Here is a 20387-nt window from a genome sequence, read left to right as displayed (position 1 = left end):
TAGCGTTGTCATCCCTTCTTTTTGAAGCGATTTTTCAATTGATTGATTACAGTTGCATGCCCTGTCGATAAGTCATTGTTTTTCCAAGAGCCGACAATGACGGTGCAATGTCTTGCGGCTGTGTAGCCCATTTCTTATTCGGTTTGGTCGACATGACGAACTGTATGTGGGCTCCTTCTTTCAAATCGGTCCATTTCAAGTAGGATTTAGTGTAGGGTTTCCCATTCAAAAACACTTTATTAACATACACTGCTCTCTTACTCCAGCCCTTGGTTGTGACCACAATCTTCTTTCCATTGCTCATCGTTAGTGTGACACCAGGCAAGGCTGGCGAACCTATATTGTAGTATCCGCTTGAGGGTGCCACCGGATAGAAGCCCATACTGTTAAAAATGTACCATGCAGACATCTGTCCACAGTCATCATTTCCCGAGAGCGAACCAGGCTCATCGCCATAGAATCGGTCAACAACTTCCCTGACAATCTTCTGCCCTTTCCAACCTTCGCCCAAGTAATTGTACAGATAAGCCACATGATGACAAGGTTCATTGCCATGCCAATAAGCGCCAATTCGTCCCTGAATGTCGTGCGCACCGGGTATATCATCTGGCAAATCGTAGGTAAACAACGAATCCAAACGCTCACGGAACTTGTCTTTTCCCATGAGGTTCATCAGCCCTTGAACATCCTGTGGAACCGTCCAATGATACTGCACGGTGAAACCTTCGGTGATATCACCCCATCCATTGACCGACCCTGGTCCTTGATAAGCAATGGGTGAGAAAGGCGATCGCCATGCTCCACTGGCGTCTTTGCCACGCATATACTTGGTTTGGTGGTCGAAAAGATTCTGATAACTCAATGCCCTGTTCAGAAAATAGGTATATTCTTTGGTCTTTCCCAGCTTCTTTGCGGCCTGCGCAATGGCATAATCATCGAATGCATACTCCAGTGTTTTGGAGACAGACTCATTCTCTTTGTCAAATGGCACATAGCCTTTGGATCGATAGTCGGGCAAACCATCGTAGTTAGGGTTCATGGCTGTTCGCACCATAGCCTCGAAAGCTCGCTCGTAGTCGAAGCCTTTCACCTCCTTGCAAATCATGTCTGCCAGCACCGCAGCGGCGTGATAGCCAATCATACACCAAGTTTCGTTACTACCAAACGACCAGAATGGCAACATTTTCTCAACGCTCTTGTCATAATGAGCCAGCATGGAATTAGCGACATCGGCCTGAATGTCGTGATGAATCAGGTTCATCAAAGGGTGCCAGGCACGATAAGTATCCCAAAGAGAGAACTCGGTTCGATTGGTAAACCCATGCGCCTGCTCGATGTTCTTATCCAGACCGCTGAACCTACCATCAGCATCATCATACGTAAATGGGCATAATGCAGCATGATAAGCCGAGGTATAGAAGGTGCGTTTCTGCTGTTCACTGCCGGTAATCTCGTACTTTGCCAGTTCTTTCTGCCACTTTTGTTCGGCCAACTGCTTGAGACTGTCAAAAGTATGGCCTTGCAATTCCTGCATATTCAGCTTGGCACCATCGGTCGAGGTGGAAGAAATACTGGTCTTCACCGTTACCACAGCATTATCATGTGTATTGAATGTTGCCGTGAACAGGATGTTGGGCCCCCACGCTTCACGATTACTTCTAAAACGACTTGTGTTGTAAATAACCGGCTTTTTGTCTTGATAAATGATGAAATGACGGAACGGATGCGAGAATTCGGCTCTAAAATAGATGTGCCTCTCCGGTCCCCATCCCTTGACAAGTTTGTATCCTGTAAGGGTATGATCGTCTTCAACGCGGATGTTCGACCACACACATTTCTGCCAAAGCGTATGGTTCAAATCAATCAGCACAAAGGCTGAATCGGTCTTCGGATAAGTAAATCGGAAAATACCACTACGCTCTCCCGCCGTCATCTCAGCCTTGACACCATAATCTTTCAAGTTCACATAGTAATAACCCGGTGTCGCCTGCTCGTCATCATGCGAAAAACGACTGCGATAACCGCTGTCCGGTGCATCATTACTACCTGGATCAAGCAATATTTTACCTGTGCCTGGCATGAAGAGAAAGTCACCCAGGTCGGGGATTCCCGTACCACTGAGGTGTGTCAACGAGAATCCCTGGATAGAGTTTCGGTTCCATTTATAACCCGAAGCGCAGTCGTAAAAATGTTCATCCGTATCGGGACTGATTTGAATACCCCCGAAAGGAATCTGCGCACCAGGGTAAACATTGCCATAACCATCGGTGCCCACAAAAGGATTAACATAAGCGATGGCTGGCTTATCCATTTGCTTGGGTCGATTTTGCGATGCACACACAGCCACACGCTGCATGGCCACGAACAGGAAAAGAATGATATATTTGATTTTCATTTCTGCTTACATATTTATTTCCTACCACCCTTCAACGGGCAGGAGGTGGTATTGATGGAGATTTAATGAGCCTTGATATCGCCAATGGCAACCTGATATTCGTGCCAAAGGGTGTCAATACCATACTTCTTGCCCAGTGCATATTTCACGGCACCATCCCAAGACCATGGCACAACCTCCAGGGTTGAACGATTCATCTTACGAATAAAATCCTTATCCTTATGGTCCTTCACCCAGTTCAGGAAGTAGCCCGTGGTGCGATAACCATCCATATAATTTCCACCTTTCGGTCGATCTTGCTCACCATGGAACCCGCCATTGGCCACACGAACGGCATCGGCCATTCCCTCTATGAACGACCATACCATCTTATTATCACCGTAACCACCAATGCCTTGCGGCTCTAATTGAAAGGCATGCGTCAACTCGTGCAACAATACGCCTCGCGTTTCAAAAAGAACCTTCGCCGTGTCATTGTTGGAAAACGAACGCTTGATGTGTCGTGTGCTATAGAAGATGTCCACGAATCCATTCCCACCACCCTTGGCAGAGATTCCCTTATCGTCGCGAATAATATAGTGCAAACGCTTACAAGCGGGGATGCTGTCAGATGGTTTGAAATACAACGTGCGCATCACGGTGGCCGTTACCTGACGGATGTACGCATCAGGATTGGGTATGATGGCATGATAAATACGCGATCCCTCGCTACCTTTGTCTTGATCTTCAAAATCTATTCTGCCCAAATGGGTATTCCATTGGTCGTCTGTATAACGGGACACGCCTGCCATTTTCTTTGATATTCCACACGAGATGAGCAGCATTCCGCTCATCATAGCAGCCGCCATTACCCATACGTTCTTCTTCATAATCGTTTAGTTTCTTAATGCTGATTGATGTTGAACTTTAATTTCCATTGGTCATTGAATACGGCTTGTCCGTCTTTGCCAATCCTCTTTTCTTATTAGGTTTGCTCCCCATGTCAAATTCCAACACGCCTCCCTTCAGCAAGTCGGCATGGGTGATATACAGTTTGGTGTACGGTTTGCCATTCAGTCTTACCCGTTGAACATACCGATTGCGATCGTTCACCTTCGGAGCCTTAACAATCATGGCCTTACCCGTTGGCATCGTTACCTTCATATAGGGCAGGTAAGGAGCCCCCAGCACATATTCATCGGTCCCAGGGCATACAGGATAAAAGCCCATGGATGAGAAGATGTACCAGGCCGACATCTGTCCACAGTCGTCGTTGCCGCCCAATCCGCGCACTTCGTTGCGATACATCTTGTTCATGATGGTGCGAAGCCACTCTTGTGTCTTCCATGGTGCCGAGGTCCAGGCATACAGATAAGGAATGTGATGACTGGGCTCGTTGCCATGAACGTATCCTCCAACCAAACATTCTGCCGTCACATCCTCATTATGCTCATAGTACTTGGCCGGCAAATCCATTGCAAACAAACGGTTGAGCTTTACCAAGAATTGTTTTTCTCCGCCTAACTTGTTCATCAGTCCATACACATCCTGTGGCACATGGAATGAGAAATTCCACGAATTACCTTCGATGAAACCTTCGTTAGAGGTCTGATACGGATCCAAATCCTTCTTAAAAGTGCCGTCTGCATAGCGAGGACTAGCAAAACCAATCGTTGTGTCGAACGTGTTTCGATAGTACAAGGCACGTTTGGCATACTCGGCAGCGATGTCTTCTCGCCCAGCTTTCTTGGCTGCCGCATAGATGGTCCAGTCGTCGTATGCATATTCCAGCGTGTTCGAGGCCGCCGTTGCGTCACGCTCGTAGGGTACATAGCCCTTTTGCATGTATTCGCCAATGCCCGCAAAATAGTGACATGTAGCCGTGGAGGTCATGGCCTTGAGAGCGGCATCATAGTCGATGTCGGCTCCTTTCACCATGGCATCGGCAAGAACAGACACAGCGTGATAGCCTGTCATGCACCATCCTTCGTTGCCCATGAGGCTCCAAATGGGCAGCATCTTATGCACACTCTGCTGCTGATGAGCCAACATAGACTTCACCATATTGGTGTTTCGTTCGGGCTTCAGCAGGTTGAGCAGCGGATGCAGGGCGCGATAAGTATCCCAAAGCGAGAAAATGGTATAGTTGTCAAAGTCGTGAGCCACATGAATATTGCCGTCCAAGCCACGGTATTGCCTGTCAACATCCATGTAAACAGACGGGTTGATCATGGTGTGATAAAGCGACGTGTAAAGCATGGCCTTATGGTCTTCGGGTCCCTCACATTCGATGACATCCAGCTCGCGTTCCCATTGGTCGTGCGTTTCCTTGCTGATTTGCTCGAAACTCTTGCCCGCAGCCTCAGCACGAAGGTTCTTTAGTGCGCCCTCGGTACTCACTGCTGACAGGGCTACCTTGATTTCAAGAACCTGAGAAGCCTGGTTGTCAAAGTTGAAATAAGCCACTATATCCCTTCCAGCTATCTCCGGAAAGTTGTGGTACAGGTCAAACTTTCGCCAGAATCCCACATATTTGGGACGTTTCATGTCACGATAGCCATAGCTCTTGATGGGCTTGCTCAGCGAAATGGCGAAATAAGTATAGTTGCACCGCGCCCATCCGTTGGTAAGTCTGTAACCCGTTATCACCGTATCGTTTTCCACTCGCATGCTGCTCCACAACACCTTGCCGTCGTAGTTGTAGATACCATGCAACAAATCGAGTATGATGCGGCTGTCCGCTCCCTTTGGAAACGTGTAACGGTGAACGCCCACTCGTGGAGTAGCGGTGAGCTGTGCCTTGACACCATAATCATCCAACATCACTTCATAATATCCGGCTGTGGCCTTTTCGTTGGCGTGTGAATAGCGTGACCGATAGCCATTCTCCGGATGCGTGGCCGTGCCGGGATTCAACTTCAGTGCCCCTGTCTGCGGCATAATCATCACGTCGCCCAAATCACTATGCCCCGTACCGCTCAAATGTGTATGACTGAATCCCACAATGGTAGGGTCATCATATTGATAACCAGCGCAGTAAGCATATACCTTACCTTGATATTTGCCATCGAAATTATGCGGAATGGTATCGGTTTCAGGACTCAATTGAACCACACCAAAGGGCGCACAGGCACCTGGAAAGGTGTGTCCCATGCCGGCTGTGCCAATCATGGGGTTGACATACGATGTCAACGAACGCTTGGTCTGCGCCTGCATAAGCAAGCTACCAAGCATGAGAAGTGCCATCAACGGCAACACTGTTTTTTTCATCTGATTTGGGTTTTTGGGGGTCTACTTACCAGTAGCCTTACCACTGCGCTTGCTGCGGTGGTAGCTGCGATAGTCATCGAGCGGTATTTCTACGTCGGGCTCTTCCAACTGGCCTTCATGCGGCAGCCGGAATTTGATGTACTTGATGTTCAATCCCCGCTCCATCCACATGCTTTCATAATACGTCTGGATGGACAAGATGCGCCGGGTAGCCTCGTCAACGTCAGCGGTGTGATACAGGTCAGCTGTTTTTTGGAGCAACGGCAGCTGGTTTTTCTCCACCATGAGCGACGTGTAGGTGAACAAAAAGTTGGAGTCGGTTTTGAGATGCACTACCCCGCCGTCCACCAAGAAACGGCGATAGCGGTTCATGAAATAGGTGCTGGAGAGCCGTTTTCGGGCATTCTTCATCTGCGGATCAGAGAAAGTGAGCCATATTTCCCGCACCTCATCCGGTGCAAAAAAGCGGTCAATCATCTCGATGTTCGTGCGCAGAAAAGCCACATTGTCCAACCCTTCGGCCAAAGCCTGCTTGGCACCGGTCCACATGCGCGCGCCTTTGATGTCAACGCCGATAAAGTTTACGTCGGGAAAAAGCCTGGCAAGCCCCACGGTATACTCACCCTTACCACATCCCAGCTCCAGCACAATGGGATGGTTGTTTTTGAAATAATCGTCGCACCAGTGACCTTTCATATCGAAAGGAACATTCTCAAGCACGGAAAAGGGATATTGAAAGACATTTTTGAATGTCTCCATTTCAGCAAATTTCTCTAATTTTCCTTTGCCCATAAAGTGTTTTTTGTGTTTGCAAAGATAATCAATTATTTAATTTCAGCCAAACCCACACAGGCTTTAATCGGCCGAAATATCATCCCTTCTTGCGCACGTTTCGTCATCTTCGACTCTCATCTTTGAAACATACGCAAAAGACACAAAGGTATCTTTGTAACTAATTGATTTTCAGAAACTATCGTTTAAGTTTCCAAAGTCAATGAGTTTGGAGGTCAAAGTCAATGGGATTACAAGGCAAAGTCAATGTGATTGGCAGGCAAAGTCAATGGGATTGAATCTGACTTCCATAACACATCATATTTGTGTGATGAAACACCAACGATTGGGGACATAAAGTGGCGACTTTCATGCCGCCCAGAATCAGAAAAGAGCGACAAGAATGTCGCCCTTTTATATTATCCACTATTACTCTATCACCACGGTACTCCAGCCATGAATATCTGGCTCCGTGCCATACTGTACGCCACGCAACTTATTGTACAGCTTTGTGGAGATGGGTCCAGGCTTGTCACCAAAGTCATAACGTTTGCCCGTATCGAGGTCGTCGATGTAGCTGATGGGACTGATGACGGCAGCTGTTCCGCAGGCTCCAGCCTCCTCAAATGTTTCCAACTCCTCTTCGGGAATGGGACGTTGTTCCACCTTCAGTCCCATGTCTTCGGCCAACTGCATGAGGCTCTTGTTGGTGATGGAAGGCAGGATGCTGGTCGACTTCGGCGTGATATACGTGTTGTTCTTAATGCCGAAGAAGTTTGCAGCCCCACATTCGTCAATGTATTTCTTCTCCTTGGCATCAAGATAAAACTCACTGGCATACCCTTTTTCGTGGGCGATGCTGTGTGCGTAGAGCGATGCGGCATAGTTGCCGCCCACCTTGTACTTGCCCGTTCCCAGAGGAGCCGATCGGTCGTAGCCGCGCATGATGACGTATGGGTTGCTGGAAAATCCACCTTTGAAATAAGGTCCCACAGGGGTGACAAAGATGATGAATGCGTATTCGCGCGCCGCACTCACGCCCACCTGCGCCGAAGTGCCGATGAGCAGCGGACGAATGTAAAGCGTAGCTCCGCTCTCGTAGGGTGGTATGTACGCTTGGTTGAGCCTCACCACCATCTTAACCATCTCTTCAAAACGCTCGGTAGGCAGCTCAGGCATCACGATTCCGCGGCAAGTACTCTGCAAACGAGCCGCATTCTCGTTCATTCTGAACACGCGTATCTTCCCATCTGGACAGCGATAGGCCTTCAAACCCTCGAAGGCCTCTTGTCCATAGTGCAGGCAAGCGGCAGCCATGTGCATATTAAGGTACTCGTCGGAGCATACTTCAATCTCGCCCCATTGACCGTCACGATAGTAGCAACGCACGTTATAGTCGGTCTTCACATAACCGAAGGACAGGTTAGCCCAATCAATATTTTTCATCATCTTATCTGTTTAAAAGGTTTATAATCACATCATGTGTTTCGCAAAAATAGGCAAAATATCGCGCAAGCACAACGATTGTAACATATTTTTTGCAGTGCAGAACACACTTAATCTTCTTCCAAAATCTTCTTAATGTCAGCATCTACCTTTGTCAGGCGCGCCTTACAAAGTTTGATAAGCTTTTGGGCGTTTTTCAGTTCGGTGGTCAATTCGTCGATGTCGAGTTCCTCGTTTTCCATCCGCTGCACAATGTTTTCCAGCTGGCGAACAGCTTCTTCATAATTTATTTCTTTGGTCATATTATTTGATGATTGATTTGAATGTTCCATTCTCCACGCGCGTTTCTATCTCGTCACCCGTCTTCAACTCACCGGCATGGCGCACCGCGCGTCCTTGGTGCAGCGTGATGCTGTAGCCACGGCTTAGCAGCAGTTGGGGATCCAGCGACTTGCATCGCTGCTGAAGCATGTCCAAGCGATGCCCTTCCGTCACGATTTTTCGCTCGGCCATCGGTTTCAAACTATTTGAAAGTACCTGGACGTGATGCTGGGCATCAGAGATTTTGCGGGAAGCCCTGGCAGTGAGCTGCAAAAAATATTGTTGCAAACGCTCTTCCTGCCGCACCCTGACATGCGAGAAAAGTACCGGTATTTTGCTTGAAACGCGCACGAATCGATTCTTCTGTCGCTCCATGCAGTGCCGCACGATTTGCACCATCTCACTTTGCGCATCGTCTATCCGAGCCAAGGTGTCAGCCAGGTTATCGATGAGATACGCCGCCGCTGCCGTAGGGGTTTTGACACGACGGAACGAAACCATGTCCAACACGCTCTCATCGCGTTCGTGCCCAATTCCAGTGATGATGGGCAAGGGAAAATTGGCTACGTTCTCGGCCAGCGAAAGGGTATCGAAACCGCTCAAATCGCTTGTCGCACCGCCGCCACGAATGATAACCACCACGTCAAAGTCATCGACTTGCGCATTGATATGGTTCAAGGCTTCGATGATGGTGGGTTCCACTCGTTCGCCTTGCATAACGGCAGGAAAAAGCTGAACCTCAAAGTTGAACCCAGGCTCGCAATCTTTCAACTGTCGCAAAAAGTCGCCATAGCCGGCCGCCTGCTCACTGGAAATGACGGCAACGCGGCGCGCAAACATGGATAGGTGCAAGTCTTTTTGCAGGTCGAACACCCCTTCGGCTTTCAAACGAGCAATGATTTCCAAGCGCTTGCGGGCCATGTCGCCCATGGTGTACACGGGGTCTATGTCGGTAACAATCCAAGAAAAGCCGTAAGCCTCGTGGAAATTGGCGTACACCTTTAACAACACTTTCATGCCGGCGCGCAGCACTTGTCCGGTTGTGCGTTCAAAGTAAGGACGCATCAGCATCCACTTGTTCTTCCAACATTTGGCCGATGCCTTGGCCACGGGCGTGTTGGTTCGCTCATCTTTCTGCACCAGTTCCATGTAACAGTGCCCCCTTACCTCGCGCACCTCAGACAATTCGGCCTCCACCCAATATTCATCGGGCATGGCAGTTTGGAGGGTTTCGCGCACCAGTTCGTTGAGTTCATACAAGGTTAGTGCTTGCTTCATGTGAAAATATTTTTTACCTTTTCGATACAAAAATACAATTTTATTTTGAAAGGCGATGCATGGTAATAAAAATGCACTGGCAGATAGTTCAAAAAGTTCCATTTCTTAAATAATCTTACTGCTGGAGATTCAAGAGAAACTGCCCAGAATGGTTTAGAGAAAAATCATCATATTTAGGTATTGCCTTGACAATTAGGAGCTGTTACCTTTGCAAATTCAAATGATACATGCAAAGCATGCCATTGAACGAAAAAAAATTAAATAACTAATTTATATATCATCTTGAAAATGAAAAATTTAAGAAAAAAACTTTTGGCATTAATATTTTTATTGACAATAGTAGGTAGCATGCAAGCCAAAAATGCGTTAATTGTAATAGCGCATGGCTCACCTATGCCCAGTTGGCGTAAACCAGTCTTGGATTTAGAACAAATCGTACGGCAAAAATTAGCAACTCATCCCGTAAAAGGCATCGACTATATGCGTGTGGCACTCATGGAATATACAGAACCTTCGATAGCCAATGTAGTAAAGGATTGTTTGGAACAAGGAGCTGATACCATCTTTGCGTTACCTTTATTCATAGCCCCATCAAGTCACACGGAAGAAGATTTACCCAATATTCTTGGCATGAAGTATAATAGATATGTACGCGAAGAGTTAGCAGAGGAAAATACCGAGATGGTTCAGACCAATGTTCCTATTGTCATGGGACCAACATTCTATTATAGCTACGTGTTAGAAAAGACGATGTTACAACGAATAAAAGCGATGTCGAAAGATGAGGCAAACGAAGCCGTAGTATTTCTTGCACATGGCGACCCAGAACGTATTGGATTTTGGAACATGATGTTAGAACATGTACAAAAATACATCAAAGACAACAGCAAGATAACTTATACTGATGCACGACAGATAGAGATGGGACATGACTTCGCAAATGAACTACTACCTATATTAAAACGTGCCGCACAACACAAAAAGCGAATATTGGTACAGGGCATTTATCTTACTTCAGACGTGAAACGTATGGCAGATAGGCACAACATGCAGGAAAAACAAGCGGAGCTAACCAGAGATGGTGTAGAAATAGTTTACAGCAATGAGGGAATTTTGCCTGCATCATCTGATTTAATTGCCAATTGGGTAATAGAAGAAACGACACAATGGTTGAAGAGCAAGAAATAGCTCTTCAATCTTATCCGTTAGTAAAATAGTGCATACATGTTACGTATTAAGCCAAAACACACAGCCAAAACAACCAAAATCGTACAGATGACTTTGCTGCTATTTGGGAACACATCATGCAAGAAAAGTATTTTTGTCTTGCTGTGTATGATAGGGGGCATTCTCAATACTCATGCTCAAACAAGTAAGGTTTTTGGTTATGTTACTGACACAAATAACGAGCCTCTAATAGGCGTGTCAGTGAAAGTGGATGGCACTAATACGATGACTGTTACAAATAACGAAGGACGATTTTTATTAAGTATTCCACGACAAAATTCATTTACTGTAACATTCTCATATGTGGGATATGCCACAAAAAAAGTGAAATGTAAAGATAACACACCATGCCTAAATGTGAAGTTGTCAGAAGATGTAAATCAAATAAATGAAGTTGTAATACGTGCAAAAAGCAATATCAACGCGATTGACTTGCGAGCTAAATCGGGTGCAGTGGTTAATGTAGACATGAGAGCACTTAAAGATAAGCCAATGATTGACATGGGATTGGCTATGCAAGGAATGGTACCAGGATTAATGGTTTCTAATACAGGGGAATTGGGTAAAGCCCCTGAAATACGCATACGTGGAAACTCTTCATTTAGAAAGGGGAATATGACCAATGAACCATTGTATGTTTTAGACGGAAAAATAATAGCTGCCGAAACCTTTTATAACCTTCCCCCACAAGATATTGCAAGTATTAAGGTACTAAAGAACGCATCAGCATGTGCCTTATACGGCGTTAAAGCTGCTAATGGGGTTTTGGAAATAACGTCACAACGTGGGTATAGTGGCAAACTTACCATATCCTACAGCAACAATATCGGAATTACGGGACGCGGAAAGCGAGGAGTTCGGTTAATGAATTCCAGTGAAAAATTGGAATTTGAACGACTTTTACAAAATCCTGCCACACCAGGCTATCGGTTTAGTGCCGACTATTACAACAAGTATGAGGCAGATAATCCTGATAAGGCTCAACTTATCAAAGAAGGAGAAGTATATCTCAATGAATTACGGAAAATTGACACAGACTGGTTTAACGAACTGATACATAATAATATCTACCAACGCCACAGCTTCAGCTTGAAAGGCGGGAACAATTCAACGACATATTATGTTTCTGCGAACTATGCCAATCAAGGTGGAAGAATGAAAGGAAACGACAAACAACGTTATAGTGTACGTCTTAGCTTAGACCAACGTTTAGGAAAGATTGGTTATATGATGTTGGGAGTCAATGGTGGATATGCAAAAACGAATACGCCAACTGGCACAACATTCGACCCAACTTCATTGGTGTATAACCTTAATCCTTACGAAACAACTTCATCACAACTTTATTCATATCCAGGACAAAGGTTCAATGACTTACTTTACCAATTCCAACAAGACCATACAGATAAAGACGTGGGGTTTTCCGCCAACCTCACTCTTACACCCTTTGCAGGACTAACATTGGCCTATATTGCAGGTGCTGACTTGAGCTTTGGCAACAATCATCGATTTACTCCTGCTACCTCTTACAGTGAACAGCATCAAGGTATCCCTCTCCTAAGGCGCGGGATATACAGCAAATCTCAAAATGCGACAACAAACATATCGAGCAACTTTAGAGCAACATATAATCAAGTAATCAATGACATACACGACCTTACTCTTGGTGCGAATATAGATTATTACTTTTACGACAATGAGGGAGTAGGCATCACGGGATATGGTGTGGGTAATATAGACTCACCTTCTGCCATAAACCATTCGCTGCAAGGGCTTAGGCAACCTGAGATACGAAACCCACATGACAGGAATGCACAATTGGGTATAGGTGTGGTAGGTGGCTATTCCCTTAAAAACATCTACGACTTTTACGCTACCTACAAAGCGGATGCGTCATCCGTTCTTCCTAAAGAAAAGCGTTGGAACTCTGCTTGGGCAACAGGAATAGGGTGGACGCCAACCAACTATTCATTTTTGAAGGGCAATAAGATAATATCTGCACTGAACCTAAAAGCATCGTATGGCGTAACAGCTAATCTTAATGGCGTTTCGGTATCACAAACGATTGGCACATTCTCATTTTCCAATAAAGGCTATGATGAGGTAAGGCCATTGGAACTACTTATGCTTTATAATAAAGATTTGAAAGCAGAGCAAAACAAATCAATGGACGCTGGTCTAACCCTTGAACTATTTCACCGCATTACATTTGATGCGAATTGGTATAATCGCATTACAGAAGAAGCCCTGTTGGATGTACCTATTGCGACAAGCACAGGGTTTCAATTGATGAAACGCAACGTTGGAATTCTACAAAATAACGGTATAGAGTTAGGCTTTAACGTTAGGATTATTGATAATTATGACAGCAGGTTAAATTTGCGTGCCAATTTTTGCTATAATCGCAACAAAGTTATTGATCTATATGACGGCAATCGATTATATACGAACGAAGATGATATACTGCCAACTTACGAGGTAGGTAAATCATACGATATGCTGTATGGGCTTCATTCATTAGGCATTAATCCTCTTACTGGTTATCCTGTATTCAAGACTCCTGACGGCAAGGAAAAACAAGCAAGCGAATTTCTTACGAAGTCTGACTTCCAATCCTTAGGTCATCTCACACCACCCTACAACGGAGGATTGAATGTTGATTTTCAATACAAAGAATTTGAAATGAATGTTGGCTTTTACTACACGCTTTCGGGTATTCGTCAATTTGATTACAAGTACGTACGTAATAAAGACAATGCAAACAAGAATGCTATTGCTGGACTTACTGAGCACATGTGGTTTAAGCAAGGAGATGAGCACAAAATTTATCCCACACCCTATTACGCAAACAGTGTGGCTGAAGAAAACATGGCTTTGTATGCAACCTCTCGCACAGTTGGTTCAAGCAACATGTTAAAATTATCCATGGTGTCATTGAGATACCGCATTGCAGGAAAATGGTTAGAAAAGCATTTACCTTTTTTACAATTCGCCTCAGTGGGATTTCAAGGTTCAAATCTCTATACATGGACATCCTTTAAGGAGTCGGATCCAGAAAGTGGAAAACTTTCTGGAACACTTCAACCTGTGTTCACATTTAATATGAACCTAACATTTTGAAATTATGTTTAAGATAACACGCAAAAATATATTATTGTTTCATTATATCATTTCTGCGATGATATTTACATCGTGTTCGCTCAACATTCCGCCAATGGATATGTTTTCAGACCCCGATGCGATTACCAATGTTCAAAATGCACGTTCACTCTTAACTTCAGCATATAGGGCATATCCTCATTACGAATTGGAGTTTTCAATCTTAGGCAATGACTTTTGCCCCACGTCACTCTCTCACAGCAATGTTGAATTAACAAACCTGTATGCGTGGCGTCCTAAAGAAATCACACAACTTTCCACGAATCTTTGGCTTGGATATTATAACGTTATTGCTATCTGTGATGCTTTAGATGAACGACTGCCACAAGTGCAGATAGAAAAAGAAGGTGACAAGCAGGAAATTATTAATATTTCCTCGGAAAGCAAACTACTAAAAGCTTGGTGCTATTTGCAATTACTCAAGATATATGCTCCAGCCTACGACAGAAACCCAGACGACATGGGAATCATACTAAAGTCGACACTCGGAATAGAAAACAAACAGCGTAGTTCTATCAAAGAATGTACGAGTTATATCGAGGATTTATTACTACAAACAGCACAACATCCCTTCAACAACAAAAATCAGATGTGGATGTCGAACGATGCAGCTCACTACTTATTAGCCGATCTCTACCTTTATATGGGACAATGGGATAAAGTTCTCGAGTATGCTGTCCCACAGCTTTCTACAATGCCAAAGACAGAGTCTGACTCCTATGAAAAAGAATACAATTCTTTATGGACTGACAAGAACTCAACAGAACGTATTTTTGCTTTTTATATGGATAGTCCTGTTTTCACTAATTTGGAATACGATAGAAACAAAGGAGATTTATTTGCCATCAACCCAAACTTTGCGATTGACAAATCAGACAAACGTTATGACATGGCGATTATACCCAAAAAGATGTACAACAAACAGGTCATGCTCTTGGGTAAATATAACAAGTTACAAAAAGAAAACATGGTCGTCTCCTACCTTAACAAAATGCGGCGGGCAGGTCTTATCTTCATGGTGGCTGAAGCTTATGCACAAATAGGAAATTATAACAAGGCTATTGCAACGATAAACAGTTATCGAAAATTAACTGGAAAGAACATGCTCACAGAAAATTTGAATGGCAAAGATTTAGTCGATTCTATCCTTCACGACAGATACGAAGAGTTTGCTGGAGAAGGCACTAATTACTTTGACTTAAAACGTACACATAACAAACCGCTTGCTCGCTTAACTTTATGGGGCGAGGGACATTCCGCTTATATATCAAAAGACGACTATCGGTGGACTTTCCCTATACCAAAAGCAGAATACCGCTTTAATCTTGCTGAAATCAACCAAAACAAAGGCTGGTATTATACAAATGACAAATGAAAAGTAGGTGATATCGTCTAACATGACATCACACTAAAAGACATCACACGGAGCTGGCAAATATCTCATAAAAATAACTCATTTTTTTATAACAATTACACAATGAAAACCATTAAGTTTACATTAGCAGCCCTTTTGGCACTTTTTCTTATTCCCTCTTGTACAGAGGATAAGGATGAGCAAATGACAAATCATCTAAATCTTGAACTGCAAGGAGTTCATGAAATTGCAGAAGATGATAATACGACTATCGCGATTAAGGCAAGTCTGTCCTTTACACCAGAGGAAGACATTACTGCCAATTTGATGGTCACAGGAAACGATGACAAGATTGTAGAACTTTCTACGCAAAATCTTGTTTTCAAGAAAGGTGAAAAGGTTCAAACCTTTACTATCAAATCCAACAACAAACATTTAGTTAAAGGAGTTCGTTCTATTACCATCAATGTGGGTCACATAAACAATGATAACGTAAAATTATTAAAGCCTGTGACTATTAATGTTCGACAAGATAGTGATATTCCAGTCTTTACAGAAGCACAACAATCTTTAATCAAGGGTTATAAAGAAAAGTTTGGAGTTGACCTCACAAGCATCCTTGGTAAAATAAAGGTAAAAGCAACTGTTAGTTATAATGCAAGTGACAAAGAACAATACTTTGGAGGTAAAGAGAAAGAAACATTCAACGGTTACACCATTATTACACTCAGCGAAAAAGCCACTGCCGACAAACCCGTTTTAAAGATGATATCCAATGCAATGGGACTTAACGACTTTTTCTACATGGTACTTAAAAAGAAGACAGTTGAGGATACAGAATTCTTCCAACAACAACCTAATGGCTTGGCTGTTGTGAAAGCTGTAAAGTTTGATCCTAAGGAAGATACATTCACGACAGCTCTTGACAATATTGAACTCAATATTAAAGATGGAAAAATCAATTTCTTAGGAACGGGAAAGGATGTATATGGAGACGAAATAACTGTGGTGCCTTTTTCATACAAGTTCTCTGCATGGGACCGTTTGCAGAACATTGTAAAGCAAGGAAATGTCTCCGTTACCATCAAATTGCCTTATGAAGACCATGAGCAAACGATATTAATTAACCAAGATGTAATTGATGCAGGTGGAAGTATTTCCCCAAATAAATGGCTCGGATATAGCACCATAGACAAGGATTCATATAAGAACGATCCGTCTGACTACATCAAGCCTACCTCTGTTCTTGACTTCAAGGGAGGGAAGATGTCTTTTACATTCCCATGGGACTTTGATGAGGCGAATGGCTACACACAAATAAATGTAGAATATACCTTTTAATATTGATTAAAGAACAGAATCATCTCCTCTTCTATTATGAAGCGGTGACAAGTGTAAACAATAAAAAATTCACAATATCATACCCTAAAGGTATATGCACATAAAACTAACAACTTGTAGAATAAGCTTATTATCACTTCTACTTGTTTTTTCTATTTCTATAGCAAGGGCGAGGGACACAACGTTCCCTCCCCTTTCTCCCAATGCTGTTGAGGGGGAACTCACCAATGGCTTACGTTACATCCTTGTACCTACTACAAACCAATCGCATAAAATAGAAATGCGGATGATTATGCGAATAGGTTCGTTGGTTGAAGATGAAGAACAAAGAGGATGCGCACACTTCTTGGAACATTTAGCGTTTGAGGGAACTAAACATTTTCCCAATCGCACTATGATACAGGCTTTCGAGGCGCAAGGAATGAAATATGGGCGAGATATTAATGCGTTTACAGGATTCGACCGTACCATTTATTCCTTATCTCTACCGATCACCAGCGCCCAACAACGTTCTGAAATACTGCAATTAGCACTTCATTCGACAAGCGATTGGCTTGGTGCTATTGAAATATCAACATCTCATGTTGAAAATGAGAAAGGCACCATTATAGAAGAACTTCGCAGTTATACCCTGCCTGATGATTTTTATACGCTAAAAATAGGAACAGGAAGATATTCTAAGCGTATGCCTTTGGGTTCAGAACAAGAAATTAAAGCTGTAACGCCTAAAGCATTACTACAATATTACAACAAATGGTACAAGCCTCATAATGCAACTATTATTATTGTTGGAGATGTAGACGTTAAGGAGGCTAAACATTTGATATCAACAACATTGGGACATCTTCCAAAAACAAACAAGCAAACTACACCTCCCTCTTATCCTTTAACTTACAGCAAAGGCACCAACTATATGGTGTTAACCGATAGTTTACAAACCACTCAAAAAATTGATTGGATAATTCCACATGTCATGCCTTTTACCACCAATCTGCACAACATGCTTGAACGTAAACGTATGGAAATTGTGTGTTCTTTACTCAACAACAGATTAAAGGAAAGCGGAACAAGGTGCGAAGTCTATGACTCGTGGTATTTAGCAAATAAAAATCATTTTACATTCTCATTTTCATCAACGCATAACAGCACATTGCTACAATCCATAAGAGCTGCCTCAGCAGAATGTAGACGTATTGTCAAGCAAGGTATCTGCTCCATAGAACTTCAACATCTCATCAAAAAGCAACAAGAAAAAATGATTGTTGAAAAAGAAGACAAAACTGCTACTGAGATTTGCGATGATCTAATTGATTATGTTATTTTTGGGGAAAGACGAATTTACTCTAATCAAGAAGCCAATCAGCTGAAAGTGCTATTAAGTAAAACTACGAGCAGAGATATTGTAAAGCGTTTAAGCTTCCTGTTGAAACAAATGCGAAAATCAAGCCTAATAGCTTACAATAGTCATAGTGACAATTCATTGTCCAAGCAAGCAATCATACAAGCATGGCAACAAGGACAGCGGCAAAACATGGAAAGATACACATTCCATCTACCTCATCCAAGTTCTCCAAGTGCTGCCATACAACGCCCCGAATGGGATCTGAAAAAGTACGAGATTGCAAAAGGAGCTATAACAAAGCAAAACTATCATGAAAAGTTGGGCGTAACCGATATAAAACTTTCCAATGGAATACGCTTATTGCTCAAACCTACCAATACCGCCGACTCTACCATTTACATCGCATGGATAGGACGTGGCGGAATGGCAGACCTTACAACTCTACAACAAAAACGCTACTACGATGCTATTGCTTATGTGGATCTGGGTGGTATACAAGGATTGCCAAACGATACGCTGTCTGACATCATGATGCAAAAATCACTCTCAATGGCTTTGGGAGTAGACCAATATTGGCATCAATTATTAGCTTCTGGACCAGTCTGCTATAGCTCTTCTTTATTTCGTTTGATCAGAGAAAAAATAATGCATCCAGGCTTAGATTATCCACTATTCGAAAATCTGAAACAATCAGAAATAACGAATAATGGAAAAGAGACCTTGTTACAGCGTATGATGAAACGAGATATTAACCGACTCATAGATATTTGCATTGATTCATTGGTTGGAAACGGAAGAGATAAAACTTTTTTAATGAATAAAGCAGATTGGCAACAGCTTGATTTAGATACGTTGGCAACCTACTATAAGCGTACATTTGGTGATTTGCGCAATACAACAATCATCCTAACAGGGGGATTTGATTTGACAAAAATTATACCGCAAGCTGTCGCTATCTTTTCTGAAATGCCTCAACAAGATGCCATGCCTTTGGACAATCGACCTATAAGCTTACCGCACAATGAGGTGCGAAAAGTATTTATAGACAATGATAGTCATCAAAATGGAACACTCTATATGGTACTTCCCTTCAACTATCATCCTGGGTTGAGAACGTCTCTCTGCATGAAACTAATGCGTGACTTGTTGCAAGAACGCGTTATTGATATCCTGCGAGAAAAGCTTCACATCGTATATTCACCTTACGTCGACCTATTTTACGATGGATACCCACAACAACGAGCATATTTACAACTTACCATTGATGCAGAAAAGAACAATCTGGAAAAGGTTGAACAAACTCTCTGCAACATCGTCACACAATTTCAAGACACTGCAGTAAGCACAGCTAATCTTGAAAAAATGAAGCGATCGTTTTTGGTAGCTAAGCAGCAAGCTCTATCCAACGACACACCCATAGAGTGGAAAAATGCACTCACATTATTGATAAAAAATGATGAGAGCATTGCTGACTTCAACCATTACGAATCTATCTTGCAACAAATCACACCACAGGAAATACAACAAATGTTTAAGCAACATATCAAATTAAACAAACGAATAGTACTAATAAAGACAGATGAAACAAACAAATAAATTTCTATCCTTTCTACTTGTTATAGTAGCAGCAGGATCCATGTTCGCAAATGCGCAACAGAAAACTTATGATGCGTATCGATTATACGACAACAATGGCAAAACTATCGATTATCAACAAATGGTGCGACAACTATCAAAGGCAGACGTCGTATTTTTAGGCGAGATACATAATTGTGCCATTACTCACTGGTTAGAGTTACGCATTCTGCAATCACTCTATTTGGTACATGGAAAAAATTTGGCATTAGGTATGGAGATGTTCGAAGCCGACAATCAACTCATTCTTAATGAATATTTGCAAGGACTTATTTTCTCTGACAGATTCGAAGAAGAGGCGCGTATATGGCCCAATTACGTTACAGATTATGCGCCAATTGTCAACTTCGCTCGTGAAAACAAGATACCAACTGTGGCAACAAATGTACCAAGAAGATATGCGGCAATGGTTAAAGAACACGGGTTAGCATTCATTGATTCACTTTCTAAAGAAGCCAAGGAGTTTTTCCCTCCATTACCCATTCCCTACGAGCCAAACCCACAAGCCGAACAAGGATTTGCCATGATGAGAATGTTGGGTGGTGGAAAATCAAATAAAGATAACAGCCACCTTTCTGAAGCACAGGCACTCAAAGATGCAACAATGGCATGGCATATCGCACAAACCTCCACTCCTAAGATGTTGCATATAAATGGAAATATCCACACTGATGGCAACAGTGGCATTATCACCTACCTAAGGAAATATGCCCCCAAGAAAAAAATAATTACTCTGCGTACTGTGCGACAAGAAGATATTACATTTTTAGATGATACATACAAGGGATTAGCAGATTATTACCTTTGTGTGCCGGAGGATATGACAAATACATATTAGATAAACAATTATAATAAAATAAACAACGTAT

General features: G+C 43.0%; 13 protein-coding genes. 6 read left to right on the top strand and 7 right to left on the bottom strand.

Going from position 1 to position 20387, the window contains the following annotated elements; all coding sequences use genetic code 11:
• Positions 1 to 46: 46 nt before the first annotated feature.
• The 7 genes from NQ518_RS00270 to xseA form a co-directional block, all read right to left on the bottom strand.
• Entirely contained in the window at positions 47 to 2395 is a 2349-nt protein-coding gene (locus NQ518_RS00270; protein WP_227961390.1) for a GH92 family glycosyl hydrolase, read from the bottom strand.
• A gap of 62 nt (positions 2396 to 2457) precedes the next feature.
• Positions 2458 to 3264 carry a basic secretory family protein gene (locus NQ518_RS00265; protein ID WP_227961392.1) on the bottom strand — a complete coding sequence of 269 codons (807 nt, stop codon included), beginning with the start codon at positions 3262 to 3264 and terminating at the stop codon, positions 2458 to 2460.
• Between the two features lie 37 nt (positions 3265 to 3301).
• Positions 3302 to 5644: a GH92 family glycosyl hydrolase gene (locus tag NQ518_RS00260; protein ID WP_227961394.1), complete on the bottom strand. Its 2343-nt coding sequence runs from the start codon at positions 5642 to 5644 to the stop codon at positions 3302 to 3304.
• Positions 5645 to 5665: 21 nt separating this feature from the next.
• Entirely contained in the window at positions 5666 to 6436 is a 771-nt protein-coding gene (gene trmB / locus NQ518_RS00255; protein ID WP_227961396.1) for a tRNA (guanosine(46)-N7)-methyltransferase TrmB, read from the bottom strand.
• Between the two features lie 408 nt (positions 6437 to 6844).
• Entirely contained in the window at positions 6845 to 7861 is a 1017-nt protein-coding gene (locus NQ518_RS00250; RefSeq protein ID WP_227962466.1) for a branched-chain amino acid aminotransferase, read from the bottom strand.
• A gap of 110 nt (positions 7862 to 7971) precedes the next feature.
• Positions 7972 to 8163: an exodeoxyribonuclease VII small subunit gene (xseB, locus tag NQ518_RS00245; RefSeq protein WP_004349828.1), complete on the bottom strand. Its 192-nt coding sequence runs from the start codon at positions 8161 to 8163 to the stop codon at positions 7972 to 7974.
• Between the two features lies 1 nt (position 8164).
• Positions 8165 to 9460 (bottom strand): exodeoxyribonuclease VII large subunit, encoded by a 1296-nt coding sequence (gene xseA / locus NQ518_RS00240; protein ID WP_227961397.1) that lies wholly within the window; start codon positions 9458 to 9460, stop codon positions 8165 to 8167.
• Positions 9461 to 9748: 288 nt separating this feature from the next.
• Here xseA and NQ518_RS00235 point away from each other — a divergent pair, with 288 nt between their 5' ends.
• The 6 genes from NQ518_RS00235 to NQ518_RS00210 all read left to right on the top strand — a co-directional run bounded on the left by NQ518_RS00235 (position 9749) and on the right by NQ518_RS00210 (position 20356).
• Complete coding sequence (locus NQ518_RS00235; RefSeq protein ID WP_227961399.1) at positions 9749 to 10648, top strand: sirohydrochlorin chelatase; 900 nt, start codon at positions 9749 to 9751, stop codon at positions 10646 to 10648.
• Positions 10649 to 10735: 87 nt separating this feature from the next.
• Entirely contained in the window at positions 10736 to 13807 is a 3072-nt protein-coding gene (locus NQ518_RS00230) for a SusC/RagA family TonB-linked outer membrane protein (protein WP_374211144.1), read from the top strand.
• A gap of 4 nt (positions 13808 to 13811) precedes the next feature.
• Entirely contained in the window at positions 13812 to 15221 is a 1410-nt protein-coding gene (locus NQ518_RS00225; protein ID WP_227961401.1) for a RagB/SusD family nutrient uptake outer membrane protein, read from the top strand.
• A gap of 102 nt (positions 15222 to 15323) precedes the next feature.
• The gene (locus NQ518_RS00220; RefSeq protein WP_227961403.1) at positions 15324 to 16541 is read left to right on the top strand and encodes a DUF4929 family protein; all 1218 of its coding nucleotides are present in this window, start codon (positions 15324 to 15326) and stop codon (positions 16539 to 16541) included.
• A gap of 94 nt (positions 16542 to 16635) precedes the next feature.
• On the top strand, positions 16636 to 19479 hold the full coding sequence (locus tag NQ518_RS00215) for a M16 family metallopeptidase (RefSeq protein ID WP_227961405.1): 2844 nt from the start codon (positions 16636 to 16638) through the stop codon (positions 19477 to 19479).
• Positions 19463 to 20356: a ChaN family lipoprotein gene (locus NQ518_RS00210; protein ID WP_227204825.1), complete on the top strand. Its 894-nt coding sequence runs from the start codon at positions 19463 to 19465 to the stop codon at positions 20354 to 20356. Before NQ518_RS00215 ends, NQ518_RS00210 begins: the two co-directional genes overlap by 17 nt.
• Positions 20357 to 20387 lie beyond the last annotated feature (31 nt).

This window comes from Hoylesella buccalis ATCC 35310 (genome assembly GCF_025151385.1).
Classification (GTDB): domain Bacteria; phylum Bacteroidota; class Bacteroidia; order Bacteroidales; family Bacteroidaceae; genus Prevotella; species Prevotella buccalis.
The sequence above is the reverse complement of the archived record's forward strand: the minus strand, read 5'-3'. Positions and strand labels throughout refer to the sequence as shown.